14 protein-coding genes are annotated in these 16841 nt (G+C 52.8%); 4 read left to right on the forward strand and 10 right to left on the reverse strand.

Features of this window, described 5'->3' with window-relative positions:
- Positions 1 to 94: 94 nt before the first annotated feature.
- Complete coding sequence (gene rpsT / locus Q9J80_RS05995; RefSeq protein ID WP_003676672.1) at positions 95 to 358, reverse strand: 30S ribosomal protein S20; 264 nt, start codon at positions 356 to 358, stop codon at positions 95 to 97.
- Between the two features lie 302 nt (positions 359 to 660).
- On the opposite strand from rpsT, the gene Q9J80_RS06000 reads away from it, so the two are divergent.
- Positions 661 to 1803 (forward strand): extracellular solute-binding protein, encoded by a 1143-nt coding sequence (locus tag Q9J80_RS06000; RefSeq protein WP_304671361.1) that lies wholly within the window; start codon positions 661 to 663, stop codon positions 1801 to 1803.
- Positions 1804 to 2659: 856 nt separating this feature from the next.
- Here Q9J80_RS06000 and Q9J80_RS06005 read toward each other — a convergent pair.
- The 3 genes from Q9J80_RS06005 to murI all read right to left on the reverse strand — a co-directional run bounded on the left by Q9J80_RS06005 (position 2660) and on the right by murI (position 9200).
- Complete coding sequence (locus Q9J80_RS06005; protein ID WP_304672746.1) at positions 2660 to 5395, reverse strand: lactoferrin/transferrin family TonB-dependent receptor; 2736 nt, start codon at positions 5393 to 5395, stop codon at positions 2660 to 2662.
- Between the two features lie 86 nt (positions 5396 to 5481).
- The gene (locus Q9J80_RS06010) at positions 5482 to 7635 is read right to left on the reverse strand and encodes a transferrin-binding protein-like solute binding protein (RefSeq protein ID WP_304674129.1); all 2154 of its coding nucleotides are present in this window, start codon (positions 7633 to 7635) and stop codon (positions 5482 to 5484) included.
- A gap of 752 nt (positions 7636 to 8387) precedes the next feature.
- On the reverse strand, positions 8388 to 9200 hold the full coding sequence (murI, locus tag Q9J80_RS06015) for a glutamate racemase (RefSeq protein ID WP_002223465.1): 813 nt from the start codon (positions 9198 to 9200) through the stop codon (positions 8388 to 8390).
- Between the two features lie 200 nt (positions 9201 to 9400).
- Between murI and tsaE the strand changes: the two genes are divergently transcribed.
- From tsaE to Q9J80_RS06030, 3 genes are all read left to right on the forward strand, one after another.
- Positions 9401 to 9862, forward strand: coding sequence for a tRNA (adenosine(37)-N6)-threonylcarbamoyltransferase complex ATPase subunit type 1 TsaE (tsaE, locus tag Q9J80_RS06020; protein ID WP_025459494.1), 462 nt, complete (start codon positions 9401 to 9403; stop codon positions 9860 to 9862).
- Positions 9859 to 11109, forward strand: a complete 1251-nt coding sequence (locus Q9J80_RS06025; protein WP_304672747.1) for an N-acetylmuramoyl-L-alanine amidase — start codon at positions 9859 to 9861, stop codon at positions 11107 to 11109. Before tsaE ends, Q9J80_RS06025 begins: the two co-directional genes overlap by 4 nt.
- Before the next feature lie 81 nt (positions 11110 to 11190).
- Positions 11191 to 12009 (forward strand): Fic family protein, encoded by an 819-nt coding sequence (locus tag Q9J80_RS06030; protein WP_301673734.1) that lies wholly within the window; start codon positions 11191 to 11193, stop codon positions 12007 to 12009.
- A 300-nt stretch (positions 12010 to 12309) separates the two neighbouring features.
- Here Q9J80_RS06030 and Q9J80_RS06035 read toward each other — a convergent pair whose 3' ends face one another.
- The 6 genes from Q9J80_RS06035 to recO form a co-directional block, all read right to left on the reverse strand.
- Positions 12310 to 13452 carry a THUMP domain-containing class I SAM-dependent RNA methyltransferase gene (locus Q9J80_RS06035; protein WP_301673404.1) on the reverse strand — a complete coding sequence of 381 codons (1143 nt, stop codon included), beginning with the start codon at positions 13450 to 13452 and terminating at the stop codon, positions 12310 to 12312.
- 48 nt (positions 13453 to 13500) lie between these two features.
- Positions 13501 to 13923: a hypothetical protein gene (locus tag Q9J80_RS06040; RefSeq protein WP_301673403.1), complete on the reverse strand. Its 423-nt coding sequence runs from the start codon at positions 13921 to 13923 to the stop codon at positions 13501 to 13503.
- Positions 13924 to 13981: 58 nt separating this feature from the next.
- Positions 13982 to 14791, reverse strand: a complete 810-nt coding sequence (locus Q9J80_RS06045; protein ID WP_301673733.1) for an NUDIX domain-containing protein — start codon at positions 14789 to 14791, stop codon at positions 13982 to 13984.
- 76 nt (positions 14792 to 14867) lie between these two features.
- Positions 14868 to 15245 (reverse strand): holo-ACP synthase, encoded by a 378-nt coding sequence (acpS, locus tag Q9J80_RS06050; protein ID WP_301673402.1) that lies wholly within the window; start codon positions 15243 to 15245, stop codon positions 14868 to 14870.
- A gap of 50 nt (positions 15246 to 15295) precedes the next feature.
- On the reverse strand, positions 15296 to 16024 hold the full coding sequence (pdxJ, locus tag Q9J80_RS06055) for a pyridoxine 5'-phosphate synthase (protein ID WP_301673401.1): 729 nt from the start codon (positions 16022 to 16024) through the stop codon (positions 15296 to 15298).
- A gap of 60 nt (positions 16025 to 16084) precedes the next feature.
- A complete protein-coding gene (gene recO, locus Q9J80_RS06060; RefSeq protein ID WP_301673400.1) occupies positions 16085 to 16825 on the reverse strand; it encodes a DNA repair protein RecO in 741 nt (246 codons plus the stop codon).
- Positions 16826 to 16841: the final 16 nt, after the last annotated feature.

The following is a 16841-nucleotide window of genomic DNA, read 5'->3' on the forward strand; positions in this document are numbered from 1 at the left end:
TTGGCCTTCCCAATACGAAAAACCCCGAAACCGTCAGGCCTCAGGGTTTTTTGCTTATTACATATAAAAAACCGCCTTGGCGGTTCTGCAAAAATCAAGCCAGGGCTTTTACTTTTGCAGACAAACGGCTTTTGTGACGTGCCGCTTTGTTTTTATGGAATACGCCTTTATCGGCGATACGGTCGATAATTTTAACAGACTCTTTGTAAACCGCTTGTGCAGCTGCCTTATCGCCTGCTTCGACTGCTTTCAATACTTTTTTCACTGCGGTGCGGAATGCGGTACGCAGGCTAGCGTTGTGGGCGCGTTGTTTGACGGACTGGCGGGCACGTTTGCGTGCTTGTGCGCTGTTTGCCATATTGGAATCTCCTGAAAGAAAAATAAATTCTGTAAACGCGCAATTTTAAAGGGGGTTTACATTATATGCAAGCCTTTTCTCTCTATCCGCCCGTCGGACACCCTGACAGCGCAAAAAAACGGCAAAATCGGGCGGACGTTTTTCTCCCCTTTTGGAAACAGGATAATTTTTTAGGAAAATCAGTCCAATATCGCTTTGAGTTTGCACAAATTTACTTTACAATGCCCAAACCTTGCGCCGGGGTGTTTATGGGGCGCGGGGTTTTCTTTTTTTCCAACCTCTTTCATCAGGAATCTGCCCGTATGAAAAAATCCGTATTAGCCGTTTTGGCCGCGCTGTCTCTGGCAGCCTGCGGCGGCAGCGAAAAAAACGCCGTGCAACCTCAAGCAGACGCTGCGTCTGCTGCCAATGCCGAAGCCGCTGCCACCGATACTCTGAACATCTACAACTGGTCGAACTATGTTGACGAGAGTACGGTCGAAGACTTTAAAAAAGCCAACAATCTGAAGCTGACTTACGACTTGTACGAAAACAATGAAACGCTGGAAGCCAAAATGCTGACCGGCAAATCCGGTTACGATTTGGTTGTGCCGGGCATCGCCTTCCTACCGCGCCAAATCGAAGCAGGCGCGTATCAAAAAGTCAACAAAGACCTGATTCCCAACTATAAGAACATCGATCCCGAACTCTTGAAAATGCTGGAAACCGCCGACCCGGGCAACCAATACGCCGTCCCCTATTTCTCCGGCGTGAACACGATTGCGATTACGGCGAAGGGCAAAAAACTTTTGGGCGGCAAGCTGCCCGAAAACGGCTGGGATTTGCTGTTCAAACCCGAATACACCCACAAGCTGAAATCCTGCGGCATCGCCCTGTGGGACACCCCGAGCGAAATGTTCCCGATTTTGCTGAACTACTTGGGCAAAGACCCCAAAGGCTCGAATCCTGAAGATTTGAAGGCGGCGGCGGAAGTGTTGAAGTCTATCCGTCCTGATGTCAAACGTTTCAGCCCGTCCATCATCGACGAGCTGGCGCGCGGCGACATCTGCTTGGCGGCAGGTAACGGCGGCGACTTGAACTTGGCGAAAGCACGTTCCGAAGAAGTGAAAAACAACGTCGGCATCGAAGTGCTGACACCGAAAGGTATGGGCTTTTGGATTGAGTCTTGGCTGATTCCCGCCGATGCGAAAAACGTCGCCAATGCCCACAAATACATCAACTACACGCTCGACCCCGAAATCGCGGCGAAAAACGGCATCGCCGTAACCTTCGCCCCCGCCAGCAAACCGGCGCGCGAAAAAATGCCTGCCGAACTGGTGAACACCCGTTCCATCTTCCCGAACGAGCAGGATATGAAAGACGGTTTCGTGATGCCGCAAATGAGCGCGGATGCGAAAAAACTGTCAGTCAGCCTGTGGCAGAAAATCAAAGTCGGCACCAACTGATTTGAAGCATTAAAAATGCCGTCCGAACATCGTTCGGACGGCATTTTATATTGGATTCAAATAGAAAATATTTATACCGTTATGCCGGCGACCAGAATTTCAGGTTGCGGACAGTTGTCAGGAAAAACAAAAAACCTTCCGCCGCCGCGCAGGCGAAAATCCGGTTCGTTGAAATTCGGTTGTTTTAAATAAATCCTCGCAGCTTTGATTTTCTGTTTTTCCGATAACGCCGTAACTTTGAAACGCGAAAGCGGGAATCCGGTCCGTTGGGATTTTGCAACTTCAAATCAATCCGCAAACTGAAATCCCGTCATTCCCACGAAAGTGGGAATCTAGAACACGTCCGCACAGAAACCTACATCCCGTCATTCCCGCGCAGGCGGGAATCTAGAACGTAAAATCTAAAGAAACCGTTTTATCCGATAAGTTTCCGCACCGACAAACTTAGATTCCCGCCTGCGCGGGAATGACGAAATTTCAGCGAGGCGTAGGGTGGGCTGTAGGGTGGGCTTCAGCCCACCAACCCCACCAATTTCACCGCATCAAAGGTTTTTGGGGAATAGGCGTGATTCGGCGGTTTCGGTTTTCGGTGGGATTGGGCAAGATGGATAACATTGACGGAGTTGGAGGGATAGGTGGAAACGGTGGGATTGGTGGGCTGAAGCCCACCCTACAGCCAGCCCTACACCTGCCTTGCAGCCTGCCCTATGCCCACGCTGCACATCCTACGCCCGCCTTTTTCGCAGGAATGACGGGTTTCAGGATTACGGTGTATCGGGGATGATGGGAAACGGTAGGAATTGTGTAAAAAATGCCGTCTGAAGCCTTTCAGACGGCATTTGCGGCGTTTGGACGTTTAAAACTTCATTTCCAAGCTAAATGTGTAGTTGCGACCGGGGGCGGCATATCGGTTGTAAACGCCGACATTTTTGTGTTGATTGACTGCGCCGCCGGCAGTTTGCCGCACATTTTCCCAAGTAACATAGCGGTGGTTGAGGAGGTTGTACACGCCCGCACGAAGGGTAAAGTGTTTTTTAATCGTGTAATAACCGGACACGTCCACAATATACCAAGGGCGGGTACGGCGCGCGGTGGCTTTTGTATTGCGGCTGTTGCCGTTGAGCAAAGCCCGGCTACCCAACAACTCTGTGATTTCCTTGGCTTTGGAATAAGTCAGCATACCGTTCACACCCCATTTGCCTTCCGGTTGGTCATAGCCCAAGCCGACGACATAGCGCGAAGGTTGGATGGCATCAAACAGATGTGATTGAATATCGGTGCGGTCTGCGCGTTTTTTGATGTCGCGGACACGGACACGATTATAGGCAAATGTAGAATACCAACCTTCGGGCAATTTATCCCATACGCCGTTCCAATCGATTTTGCCCAAAACATTGATGCCGGTAATCCGCGCGCTTTGGGCATTGAGGTAAGCCGGGTCACCTTTGGCTTCTTCTTTGCCGTTTTTAATTTGCGCTTCATAACCCCGGACAATCAAATCGCGGTAGGCATTGTTGAACCAACTTGCCTCCAAGTTGCCGAAATCGCCTTTAAACACGATGCCGACTTCTTTGTTGAACGATTTTTCCGGATCGATTTTGACGGCTTTTATTTTATCGCCCGACCGCCAGCCGTACATTTCCGCAAACGAAGGCAGGCGGAAGCCGGTTGAAGTGCGGTAAGTCAAATCCAGCCAGTCGGCAGGTTTGAGGACGATGCCGGCGTTCCAGGACAGGGTGCGGTGCGTGCCGGTGGAAACGCTGCCGTCGTCCGAATGCGTGCTGCGGTAGTCGTAGCGCAAGCCCGCGCCAACATCCGCCCACCTGCCCAAACGGACATTGTCCCGAACTGCCGCGTAATAGCTTTTGCCGTTGATGCTGCGCGGCGTGCAGTCCGCATAATTATTGCTGCTCGAGAGGCAGAGTTCCTTCTTTTTGACATTTCCCCCGCCTATGCTGACCCAATAGGGTTTGTCTTGGCTGCCGTTGAGGCTGATTTTTGGATTGTCGGGATGGGTCGTTTTCGGCAAATAGGCGCGGTCGGCACTTTGAGAATAATAATCCTGATGGCGGAGATTAGAGCCAAAGCGGTCAAAACCGAGATTCACGCTCAGGTTGTGGCGGATTTTGGCGGTATCAAAGGATTTTTTGAATGCCGCCTGCAAGAGCTTATGGCTTTCCCCATAAATCACGCGGTCGGATTTGTAGTAGGAAGACGGCTTGTCGGCACTCGGGCGGCAATATTTGTCCGAACCGTCGGCAGAACAGTGCGTCTGCTGAAAATGGTTGTCCAAACCGATGTCCTGCCGGTCGTAAGAGAGGCGGGCATAATCCGCCCAAGTGTCTTTATCGGCATTGGTATAGACATATTCCAAACCGTAGCGGCTTTTGGTGTGCGTCTCGTCGTAAAACACGCCCGTACCGTATTCCGCGCCCACCTCCGCATCGTTTTCAACTTTGGTAAACAGTCCGCCGTATTTGTGGTTGCCCGCGTATTTGCCGTAGCCGGGTAAAGGATTTTTATTTGCATCAAAAACCTCCTTGGTCAGGAATGCCGGAACCGTCATATCGCGCGTGTCGAAAGTTTGTTGCGTGCGTTCGAGTATGCCGCCGATGTAGTGCCGCTTATTCTCAAAACGAAAACCCGGGCGGAACAGCCACGACCGGCTTTCGTATGAAAGCGGATCGGCGAGAAAGCGGTTGGGGCCTGTGTAGTCTCGGGTAGAAACCGTTTGGCGTTCGTCTTTGCCGACAACATCTTTTTTCGGATTCGCTTTACACGTTTCGTAATTTCTGCTTTCGCATTCTTCTTCGACCACGAAATGAGCGTATTGGTTGTCATCTTCAACCGGCACCAGCCTGTTAAAGCTCTGAACGCCGCGTCCGGCGGCTTCGTGGGCGCGGATTTCCCCCGCGCGCCGGCCGGTGTGGATCAGCAAAGCCTCCGCACCGCCGATGCGCCCCGCCAGCGCGATGGATTGGGTAAGCCCCCGGTTTTTGCCGGAATAGGCGGTTTTACTCTGAATGCCCCACTGCCTGCCTTCCCCGATAACATCGTCGGCGGTTTTGGTTTGAAATGCGACCGAACCCGCCAATGCGCCGCTGCCTTGTTCGACCGAGTTTGAGCCTTTGCTGATTTCGACAGCTTTGACGTTTTCATACTCAATTTCATTGATTGCGCCGCTGCTGCCCGCCGTCCTCGTCCCGCCCAATGCCGCCTGCGCGGTGTAGGACTGTATTTGCGCCAAGCCGTCTACCGTCAAGGAAACGCGGTTTTTGTCCATACCGCGTATCGAGTAACCCGAGCTTGCGCCGCGCCCCTGTTCGACGACGGCGATGCCGGGGTCGTAACGCGTCAGGTCGCGGATATCGAGTACCTGTTCCTTGCTGAGGGTGTCGGCGGTTTTGACCAATTTGCCCAAACCGGTTACTTCGTTATCGCGGCGGGTTTTCTGTTTTTTGGCTTTTACCTGTATGGTATCCAACTGTTTTTCCTGTGCTTGTCCGGCTTGCACATTTTCTGCATAAACGGGCAGCGCAGTCATTAAAGACAGGCATAAAATATTTAATCGGAACAAATGTTGCTGTTGCATAGTGTTTCCCTACTCTTCGCTTTCAGACGGCATCGGAAGGAGCGATGCCGTCTGAAGCCTTATTCTCGATTGTTCGGCAGCCGTGCTTATTGCACAAGCTGTTGGCGTTTCGCACCGAATACCACGGTCGCGCTGTTGGCGGCTGATGCGCCCGACCCCGAAGCGGACGGCTGCGCCTGCTTGTCGCCCGGATAGGCAAACCATCCGCCCAACTCTTCGGCTTTAGGCCCGTAAAAACCGCCCTGCACCTTGGCGTTTGTGATATATGCCTTAGGCGTGCGGGTGGTATTGCTTTGATCGAGATCAAAACCTAAGTCAGCAGTTTTCGCCGTACCTTCAAAGCCGTTGTCCTTAATATCGCCCTCAATGGTAAAGGTTGCCGCCTGCCTGTTTTCAGCGGTTAACGTGCCGGTAATTTTTTTCTCGCCAAAATTCACGGTAAAGTCCGCCCTGTTGCCACTCGTTGCATTGGAAGCATTGCCGCTCCAGCTTGTGCCGTTGGCAATATGTCCGTACCAAGACCCCCGATAAACGACGTTTTGCTCGTTTGGAATCTCTTTTTCATCGGTGCGCTCGCCTTGAAGGAACATACTCTGCGCGCCCGTTTGGGCGGCGGTTGGGCTGCCGTTGCCGCCTTCCCCCGTATTGCCGGCAGTTTTGCGCGTCAGCAACCCGTATTTCAGATAATTGAGGTTGGAACAGCAGACTTCGACTTCATAGGTTTTTGTTCCTGCCTGCCCGCCGTTAACGTCCGCCTTACCCAAATCGGTTTGTGCGCCGCTAGAGCCTGCCGCACCTGTTTGGGCTTTGGTATCTTTGTCATCGTTTTTCGGCGTGTAGGTCGTTTTATAGATAAAGGCTGTTCCGCCGTTTTTACCTTTATCTGCCTGATTGTTCCCGCTTTCGGAATCCTTGGGCAGGAGCGGAATCATAATGCCGTCGACAACCAGTTGGGCGGCATTGCTGAAGTTGTCGAGATTTTTGATTGCTGTGCCGCCGTGCGTCAGCTCGACCGCATCCAAAACCGTGGTCAGCTTACCGTTTTCAGACGGCATATCTGCCACACCGCCCGATGCTGCCGCACCTGTGCCGCCTGAAGCCGCCTCAGTATTGCCATTTGCGTCTTTGTCTTTGGTTTTCGCGCTGCCGACAACGGCAACTTTTTTATCGTCGCTCAAAAAGCGGAAACCCAATTCCTCACCCTTCGGGCCGAAAAAGCCGCCGCTCAAAGAAGACGAGTCGGAAACAAAGGGATGTTCCTTGGTTTCGCCGTTTTTGGGTTTGTCGGTTGCTTCCGCTTTTCCGCTAAAGCGGTTTCCCTTAAGCGTCGCATCAAGGCTGTAGTATTGGGTGGTATGTTTGTCATTATTAGTATTATTTTGGTTCGCATTATTGCGTATTAATTTACCTGTCAATTTCTTATTGTCGAAATCCACTTGTAAATTCGAGGTAAAACCATAACCCTCTTGACCATCTTTCAGCGTGGATTCGTTTTTGTTGGAATATTCTTCGCCGTCATCACCCGAAAATCCGCTATACCTGTCGCCTTGATTTTTTGAAGGTTGGATAATTTCACGAAATTTTTGACCCTTTTTTGTATCGGTCGCAAAATGCCACACACCTTTATAGGTAACTGTTCCAGAAGCGGGAAGTTGTCGGGAAGGTTCTTGACCGTGATAAAAGATATAGCCGTCGTCGCCGCTCTTTGCCTTAATTGAGCCGTTTTCTCTTATGATTTCGCTTTTAGCGTGTTTGTAAAACCAACCGGAATAAACATATTTGAAATTTTTGTAATCTGTTGCTTCGTTTTTTGGTTGGTTTGCACCGCCATTAGTGTTGCCGTTTTGATGGTTTGATGGCGCGAGATAGGGGGAAGAATAAATATTGCTGTCGTCGTCTGTTTCTACTTTTTCAATAACCGATTTTTGCCGTTTAGGGAGTTCCTTGGGTGCTGTCGGCAATCCTGTCGCCTCCCAATCACTCTCGTTCAGTTTAACCTCGTTTACTTTTGCCGACGGATACCAATTCCTCCGTTTCAACCTCATCGCAAAACCGTATCCGCCTTGGTCTTTTTGGGCTTGCGGTTTTTCGGAAGAAATATCTTGATACTTTGGCGCGGGACGCGGGGCTTCGGTATCGACAGAATCAAGATCGAAACTGCCGCCGCCTCCGCCCAGACAAGCACTCAACAAAAACACCGGCAGCACCATAGCAGCCTGATTCACCAATGGATTGTTCATATAAACCTAATTCAATTAAAGAATGATAAAGATTATTATTTTATTTATTTTTAACAAATTTGCAAATGCTTTTTTATTTTTTTTAGGGAATACACCAAAATCCCGTCATTCCCGCGCAGTCGTGAATCCGAACGCGTCCGCACGGAAACCTATATCCCGTCATTCCCACGTATATCCCGTCATTCCCACGTATATCCCGTCATTCCCGCGCAGGCGGGAATCCAGTGCGTTGAGTTTCAGCTATTTAGAATAAATTTTGAAACTCTAATCGCGTCATTCCCACGAAAGTGGGAATCCAAGACGCAAAATCTCAAGAAACCGTTTTACCCGATAAGTTTCCGCACCGACAGACCTAGATTCCCACCTGCGCGGGAATGACGGCGGAGCGGTTTCTGTTTTTTCCGGTAAATACCCACAAGCTAAAATCCTGTTATTTTCACAAAAACAGAAAACCAAAAACAGCAACCTGAAATTCGTCATTCCCGCTCAGGCGGGAATCCAGTGCGTTGAGTTTCAGTCATTTCCGATAAATTGCCTTAGCATTGAATGTCTAGATTCCCGCCTGCGCGGGAATGACGGGATTTGAGATTACAGTGTATCGGGAAGGATGGGAAACGGTGGGAATTATGTAAAAAATGCCGTCTGAAGCCTTTCAGACGGCATTTGCGGCGACGGGGCGTTTAATACGGCAGGGCGTTGCGGGTGCGTATGCGGATGGCGCGGATGGGGACGGTTTCCGTCCGTACCTGCCGCTAACCCAAAGACACCATTTCAATCTGCTCCATCGTCCTGCCCAGAAAACGCTCGCCGATGGTTCTGAATTTCAAAGGAATATCGCTGACGTAAAAACGGTAGTCGGGATTGTTGTTGTCGGTATTGAGCAATCCTTCCTGAGCAAGGACGCGTGCGGTTTCTTCGGCCGTCGTAATTGCAGAATCAACCAACGCGACATTACCCGCCTCCCTGCCGATTAAGGGCTTGAGCAAGGGAAAGTGCGTGCAGCCCAACACCAGCGTATCGATGCCGTCTGCAAGCAATGGTTTGAGGTATTCGCATACGGTCAGGCGGGTAACTTCGTGTTCCAACCAACCTTCCTCCACCAAAGGGACAAGCAGCGGCGCGGCCTGCGTGCGGACGAGCGTGTCGGGGTTGTTCCTATGGATGGCGCGCGCATAGGCGTTGCTGTTGACTGTGGTATTGGTGGCGATAATGCCGATTTTGTTGTTGCGCGTGGTTGCTAGCGCGGCTTTCGCGCCGGCGGAAATCACGTCCAACACAGGCATATTGCCCGTCTTTTGACGGATTTTCTGCCCCGCCACCGCCGCAATCGTATTGCACGCGATAACCATCGCCTTGACATCGTGTTCCAATAAAAAATCGACAATCTGCATCGAGAAATTTTCGATGGTCGCCTTAGATTTCGTCCCGTAAGGCACACGCGCCGTGTCGCCGAAATAAATGATGTTCTCCATCGGCAGCCGCTCCATCAGTGCGCGCACATTGGTCAAACCGCCGATTCCCGAGTCAAAAACGCCGATGGGTCTCTGCCTGCCGATATTTTCCATCCTTCTTCCAATCTGTCCTAAACATACAATCCGCGTATTGTACACGCGCCGCTTTTTCTTGACAGCCATGCCGTCTGAAAGCAGAACGCGTATTTGGCTGTTATAATACTCGGACAGGAAGCATCCGCCCCTCGGGTGCAAAGTTTGCAAAACCTGCAAAACTGCCCATAATACCCCAAACCTTACAACAAACCGTTTCCATGTCTGATTTACCCTCCATCTCCCGATTCCTTGCCGATGAAGCCGCCACACTCGATTTGGGTGAAGCATGGTCTTCCCGTTTAAACGCACCCCTGGTCATTTATCTCGAGGGAGACTTGGGCGCGGGCAAAACCACGCTGACACGCGGCATCCTGCGCGGATTGGGTCATCAGGGCGCAGTCAAAAGCCCGACCTACGCCATCGTCGAATCTTATCCGCTGGAACGCTTCACCTTGCACCATTTCGACCTCTACCGCTTCTCGTTCCCCGAAGAATGGGAAGACGCGGGGCTTGACGAACTGTTTGCCGCAAACAGCGTCTGCCTGATCGAATGGCCGCAACAGGGCGGGGAATTTACGCCGCCTGCCGACATCACCGCAACATTGACACACGACGGCGGCGGCAGAAAATGCCTGCTGACCGCCCATACCGAACGAGGACGTGAAAGCCTGCCGCTATGACCAAACTGACACGAAGACAAATCATCCGCCGCACCGCCGGCACACTGTTCGCCCTGACCCCTATCGCATCCGCCGTTGCCAAAACCGTACGCGCCCCGCAGTTTACCGCCGCACGGATATGGCCGTCGCACACCTACACCCGCCTGACGCTGGAAAGCACCGCCGCGCTCAAATACCAACACTTCACGCTCGACAACCCGGGCAGGCTGGTCGTCGACATACAAAACGCGAACATCAATACCGTATTGCACGGGCTTTCCCAAAAAGTTATGGCGGACGACCCCTTTATCCGCAGCATACGCGCGGGTCAGAACACGCCGACCACCGTCCGCCTCGTCATCGATTTGAAACAGCCCACCCACGCACAAGTCTTCGCGCTTCCGCCCGTCGGCGGCTTTAAGAACCGCCTCGTTATCGACCTCTATCCGCATGGGATGGATCCTGACGATCCGATGATGGCGCTGCTCAACGGCAGCCTGAACAAAACTCGTCGCGGCTCCCCTGAAGCCGACCTCGCTCAAAACACTCCCGCACAAACCGAACGCGGCAGAAACGGGCGCAGGCCCGTCATTATGATCGACCCCGGACACGGCGGTGAAGACCCCGGTGCCATCAGCCCGGGCGGCCTACAGGAAAAACATGTTGTCCTATCCATCGCCCGCGAAACCAAAAATCAGTTGGAAGCATTAGGTTACAATGTATTTATGACGCGCAACGAAGACGTGTTCATCCCTTTGGGCGTGCGTGTCGCCAAAGGGCGCGCACGGCGGGCGGATGTATTCGTCTCCATCCACGCCGACGCTTTCACCAGCCCCTCCGCGCGCGGCACAGGGGTTTATATGTTGAACACCAAAGGCGCGACCAGCTCTGCCGCCAAATTCTTGGAACAAACCCAAAACAATGCTGACGCGGTCGGCGGCGTACCGACCAGCGGCAACCGCAATGTCGATACCGCCCTGCTCGACATGACGCAAACCGCCACACTGCGCGACAGCCGCAAACTCGGCAACCTGGTGCTTGAAGAATTGGGCAGGCTCAACCACTTGCATAAAGGCAGGGTGGACGAAGCCAATTTCGCCGTTTTGCGCGCACCCGATATGCCGTCTATCCTGGTCGAAACCGCCTTCCTGTCCAACCCTGCCGAAGAGAAGCTGCTGGGCAGCGAATCCTTCCGCAGGCAGTGCGCTCAATCCATTGCCTCAGGTGTCCAACGCTACATCAATACATCCGTATTAAAACGGGGTTGATTGAAAAAGCGGTGTTTCAAAATATAGTTGTCGGATGAAGGCAGGCATAAACCTACTTCCGCCCCAAACCGCGTTTTTATGATGAAAGGTATGGATAAATTGAGATACCAACAGGATTTTTTAAATATCCGCCCCATTTTTACAGCCGGCGAACAAGAATACCTTACCGAATTGTCCGATCAGCTTCCTTTATCTGTTTTAACGGACTCCGTGCGTAATATTGAAGAAATCGGTATCGATTTTGTGTACAGTTCTGCCAAATTGGAAGGAAACACTTATAATCAATACGATACGCAGGCATTGCTTAAACTCGGGCAAACCGCAGGCGGGAAGTTATATTCGGATGCCGTAATGTTAATCAACCTGAGGGAAAGTTACCGGCACCTGCTGTCCGGTTTGGACAGCCCCGATCCGTTTGACTGGTTGGATTTCTTAAAAACCACCCACAGCCTGATTTCGGAAAACTTACTGGAAAAAGGCTCCGGCGGCGTAGTCCGCCGCGACAGCGTTACCATAAGCGGGACAGACTACACCCCTTTATCCAACCCGCAAAGTTTGGATACGGAATTAAAATGGTTGCTTCAAGAAGCCCCAAAAATAGAAAATCCTTTCGACCGCGCCGTTTATCTCCATAATAATTTGGCTTATCTTCAATATTTTAAAGATTGCAATAAACGTACTGCCAGAAACTGCATGACCTTGTCGCTGATGCGCTCCGGTTTTTTTCCTTGCGTATTCGCCCCCGACAGTTATCCCGCCTATGCCGAGACTGTCGTAGCCTATTACGAAACCGGCGATTACGGTTTATTCAAGAAATATTTTATTTCGGCATACGAAAATACCGTAAATAAGTACGCCCCCCAGCCTGATGTGGATATTTTCCGAAACTTCTCCCTTTAATTCCAAGGGATTGTTATCCGTATCTTCCGCACGCGGCAAATGCGGCGGCACAGTAGACACGCCCCTCCCTTACCTTCGGTTATAGTGGATTAACAAAAACCAGTACGGCGTTGCCTCACCTTAACTCAAAGAGAACGATTCTCTAAGGTGCTGAAGCACCAAGTGAATCGGTTCCGTAATATTTGTACTGTCTGCGGCTTCGTCGCCTTGTCCTAATTTTTGTTAATCCACTATAATATCGGCCGGATATTAAAAAATGCCGTCTGAACATTTTTCAGACGGCATTTTTGTACACTTTCCTCAACGGTTCGATCCCTGCACCATATCAATCAGAAACAGGCGGCAGTCGATGTTGCCGTTATAAAGCGGGATTTTGCGTTTTGGCGACAGGCGCATGAATTTGGGCATTTCCCTGTCGCCGGTAAACATACCGACCCGCCAGCCTGCGTAATGTTTCTTCAACCACGTCCCCAGTTGCGGATACAGTGCCTGCAAAGCGTGGACTTCCTCAAGGCGCACACCGTAGGGCGGATTGGACACCATAATGCCGTTTTCGCCGTTCGGACGGACGGATTGCGCGTCGGCAACGCTGAAGGAAACGATGTCATCCACTTCGGCACTGCGTGCGTTGTCCAATGCTGTCTGAATGATGCGGCGGTCGCTATCGCTACCCGAAATCGGTGCAAAAGCAGGTTTGACCTGCGCTTCGGCACGGCGGAGCAAATCCGACCACAGCGTTTTATCGAAATTTTGCAGTTTCTCAAAACCGAAACGGCGCATCATGCCCGGTGCGCGGCCGGTGGCAATCCAAGCGGCTTCGATAGCAATCGTGCCGCTGCCGCAAAACGGGTCTTGAAACGGCTGCGTGCCGTCGTAGCCTGCCGAGAGCAGCAGTCCGGCGGCAAGGTTTTCGCGCAGCGGTGCTTCGCCGGTATCCAGGCGGTAGCCGCGTTTGAACAGGGCTTCGCCCGAAGTGTCGATGAAGATTTCGACATTGCGTTCGTTCAAAAAGGCGTGGATGCGGACATCGGGCACGGCTTTGTCCACGCTCGGACGTGCGTCGTAAATGTCGCGGAAGGCATCGCAGACGGCATCTTTGACGGTCAGTCCGACAAATTGGATGCTCTTAACGTTGGCACGCTTTGCCTCGACTTTGACTTTGAACGTCTGCTGTAAAGTAAACCAATTAAACCAGTTGATGTTTTTGGCAAGTTTGTAGATGTCGCGCTCGGTTCGGTATGTGCCTTTGGTCAGACGCAGCAGGATACGGCTGGCGGTGCGCGAGTGCAGGTTGGCGGCGTAGGCCTGTTCCAATCCGCCCCGGCAGGAAACGCCGCCGTCAAACGCTTGGACATCGGTACAGCCGAGGCTTCCGAGTTCTTGAGATAAAACGGTTTCCAAGCCGCGCGGGCAGGTGGCGAAAAGTGTATATAAAGTATTCATAGCGTGTCCTTTCCGGACGGATGTTCCGGCAATGGCGGATTGAAAGGTTTATTCGGCGGTAAATGCCGTCTGAAATGTCCGACTGCCGATTGTAATGTCCGCCGTAAAATCGCGCCTGCCTTCGACACAGACGGGCAGGCGGATGCGTACTGCCTGCCAAGTCCCCGACGGTTGCCGCTCGAACATATAGCGGTTGAAACCCATATCCATATTTTTCATACTGAAGCTGATGCTGACCTGTTCCGTGCCGGCAGGCGCGTGTTCGATATAAATATCAAACGGTTTTTTGGTTGAAACGGCGGCGGCGCGGACACGGCTTCCGTCCGGCAGCGTGCAACCTTCGGTCAAATCGCATTGCGCCGCCACGGCTTGCGGCTGCTGCGACTGCCACCATTGCAACAAAACGAGCTTGAAGGCGGCAAAGGCAATCAGCAGCAATGCGGCAAGCAGTAATTTGCGGTTTTTAGCCATTTCCGTTCCCCATTTTTTCATCGGCCAACACAATGCGGCAAGCAGTAATTTGCGGTTTTTAGCCATTTCCGTTCCCCATTTTTTCATCGGCCAACACAGCGTGTGCGCCCGCCGTCAGCCATTGCCCGCCGTAATGCGATGCCGTCTGAACGTCGGCGGCAACGACCAGCGGCACGGATACGCCGTGCTTCAACACTTCGTCCACCGCTGCGGCTTGTGCGGCATTACCGACCCGCCAGACGACCACATCTGCGCCCTTTTCCTGCGCCTGCCGCCATTGTTCGCGGGTCTGCACCATCATCCACACGCTGTCGGCGTGTTCGGGTCTGTCCTGCCATTGCGCCGCCTCCATCAAAACGTTCGCACCGCTTCCCTCTGCCGAACCCAAAGGCAGGACGCGGTACGCGCCCATACTGTTTTCACCGTACAAACCCGTTTTCAGGCTGCCGTACAAACGGCGCGGGACGGACAGCGAACGCAAAAGCGCGCCGTTGGCGGGCAGCATGGGGGCAACGGTAAAATCACCCGCCTTCTGCCACGACCATGCCTGTCCTTCGCGCGATTGCGGTTCGCCCATCCATTGGTCGGGGTTTACCCATAGGAATTTCAGGCAGACGCGGGCGTGTTCGTAGGAATGGATTTTGGTCAGCCAAGGCGTGGCGGCGAGGATGCAGATGCCGAGTTCTTCTTCAAACTCGCGTTGCAGGGCTTGGAAGTCGGTTTCGCCCGCTTCGACCTTGCCACCGGCAAATTCCCAATATCCGGCATAGGGTTTACCTTCGGGGCGGGAACTGAGCAGGTAGTTGCCGTCTGAATCGAGTAGGATGCCGGCAACGACGCGGATAAGGGGGCGGGTGTCTTGGATCATGGGAATGGTTGGAGAAGGTCGTCTCAAAATCCGGAAAGGTCGGATTTGGGCATCCGACCTGCCAATGGGTACTGTTTTATTTTTCGGCAACGACAAATGCCAATACGGTGTCTTCTTCGTCGCTCATGCTGAGGCTGACGCGGCTAATGCCTTGTTCCTCCAGCCATTTGGACAGGGCGGGGGCATAGAAAAATTCGGGCTTGCCCAATGCGTCATGCCCGATGCCGATGTTGCGGAAGGAAACCGCGCCGCGTATGCCCGTACCGACGGCTTTGGCAAAGGCTTCTTTGGCGGCAAAGCGTTTGGCAAGGTAGTTGACGGGTTTGCCCGCCTGAGGAAATTCAAGCAGCTCTTCCGGAGTAAGGATGCGCCCGGCAAACGCCTGTCCGAACTTTTTGCTCAGGCGGACGATGCGTTTGAGGGAAACAATATCTGTGCCTATGCCGTAAATCATAATTTGCGCTCCTTTGTCGTGAAATGCCGTCTGAAACGGTTTGCCTGCCCTTACGGCAGCATTCTTGCACGGAACATGGTTTCTTTCATCTGGCGCACGGCCTCGGGCAATCCGAGGAAAAGTGCCTGCGAAATCAGCGAATGTCCGATGTTCAGCTCGCGGATGGCGAGGATTTGGGCGATGGGGGTAACGTTGTGTATGGTCAGTCCGTGTCCGGCGTTGACGACCAAGCCCAAATCGCTGGCAAAATGCGCGCCGTTTTGCAGACGCTCGAATTGCTTGATTTGTTCGGCGTGGCTGTGTGCATCGGCGTATGCGCCGGTGTGCAGCTCAATAACGGGTGTGCCGACATCACAGGCGGCCTGGATTTGCTCGTTGTCGGCATCGATAAACAAGGACACGCGTATGCCTGCGTCGGTCAGGATTTTGGTGAACTCGGCAATTTTGTCTTGTTGCGCCAATACGTCCAAGCCGCCTTCGGTCGTGATTTCTTGACGTTTTTCAGGCACGATGCACACGTCTTGCGGCATGACTTTGAGTGCGTTTTCCAGCATTTCTTCAGTCAACGCCATTTCAAGGTTCAGGCGCGTGCGGATGGCGTTTTTAACGGCGAACACGTCCGCGTCTTTGATGTGGCGGCGGTCTTCGCGCAGGTGCATGGTAATCAAATCCGCACCGTGCGTTTCCGCGACCAATGCCGCTTCCACAGGGCTGGGATAGGTTGTGCCGCGGGCATTGCGGACGGTGGCGATGTGATCGATGTTGACACCTAAAAGCATGATGTTTCCTTTCCTCTTCGATTTTTTATTTTGCAGCATACCGGTACGCTGCATCGGCACCTATGTTGCACGACGGTCAAACTGCCGTATCTGTTCCAAAACCTGCCTCGACTTCACCCCTTCAGGAAGCAGGCTGCCTGTCAGCAGCCGTGTGATTTTCAGGGCATCCTGAAGGCTTTGCGCACTGCTGAAACTGCCCGTCTGCAAATCAATCAGGCTCTGCCCGTCGGCAATAATGACGGTTTCAGACGGTAAAACGCATTCCCTGCCTACGGGCATGACTGCTTCTTCCGGTCTGATACAGTATCTGGCGGATGACTGGATTTCCCTGCCCTCTCCGTCCGTATGCAAATCGGGGGCGACGCCTAAGGCCGTCAGCAGCTTCCACTCGAAGCGGCGCAAATCGGCAACATGGTCTGCCTCGCAGCAGACTGCCTTCATCACTTCAGCCAATGCATCGTATAACTCAGGCATGGGATCTTCGCGCGCGGTCAGTTTTAAAACCAGCTCGTTCACATACAATCCGCCAAACAACGCCCTGCCCTGCGGCTGCCGCCAACCGCCGACCCATTCGGCGCGGTGAAGGGTTTTGAGTTCCTGACTGCCGTACCACGACACGCTGACAGGGACGAACGGAACCAATACGCCGCGCAGCTCGCTCTGCCGTTTGCGCGCGCTACGCGCCAGCAAAGCCACACGCCCGTAACGGCGGCTGAATGCTTCAACCCACAGGCTGCTTTCGCGCCAAGGCGAAGATGCCAGCATAAAAACGGGTTCGTGGTTGACTCGGTATTCGGACATAATCGTTGGGGTAATG

It is taken from the genome of Neisseria blantyrii, from assembly GCF_962747855.1.
In the GTDB taxonomy this organism is placed as follows: domain Bacteria; phylum Pseudomonadota; class Gammaproteobacteria; order Burkholderiales; family Neisseriaceae; genus Neisseria; species Neisseria viridiae.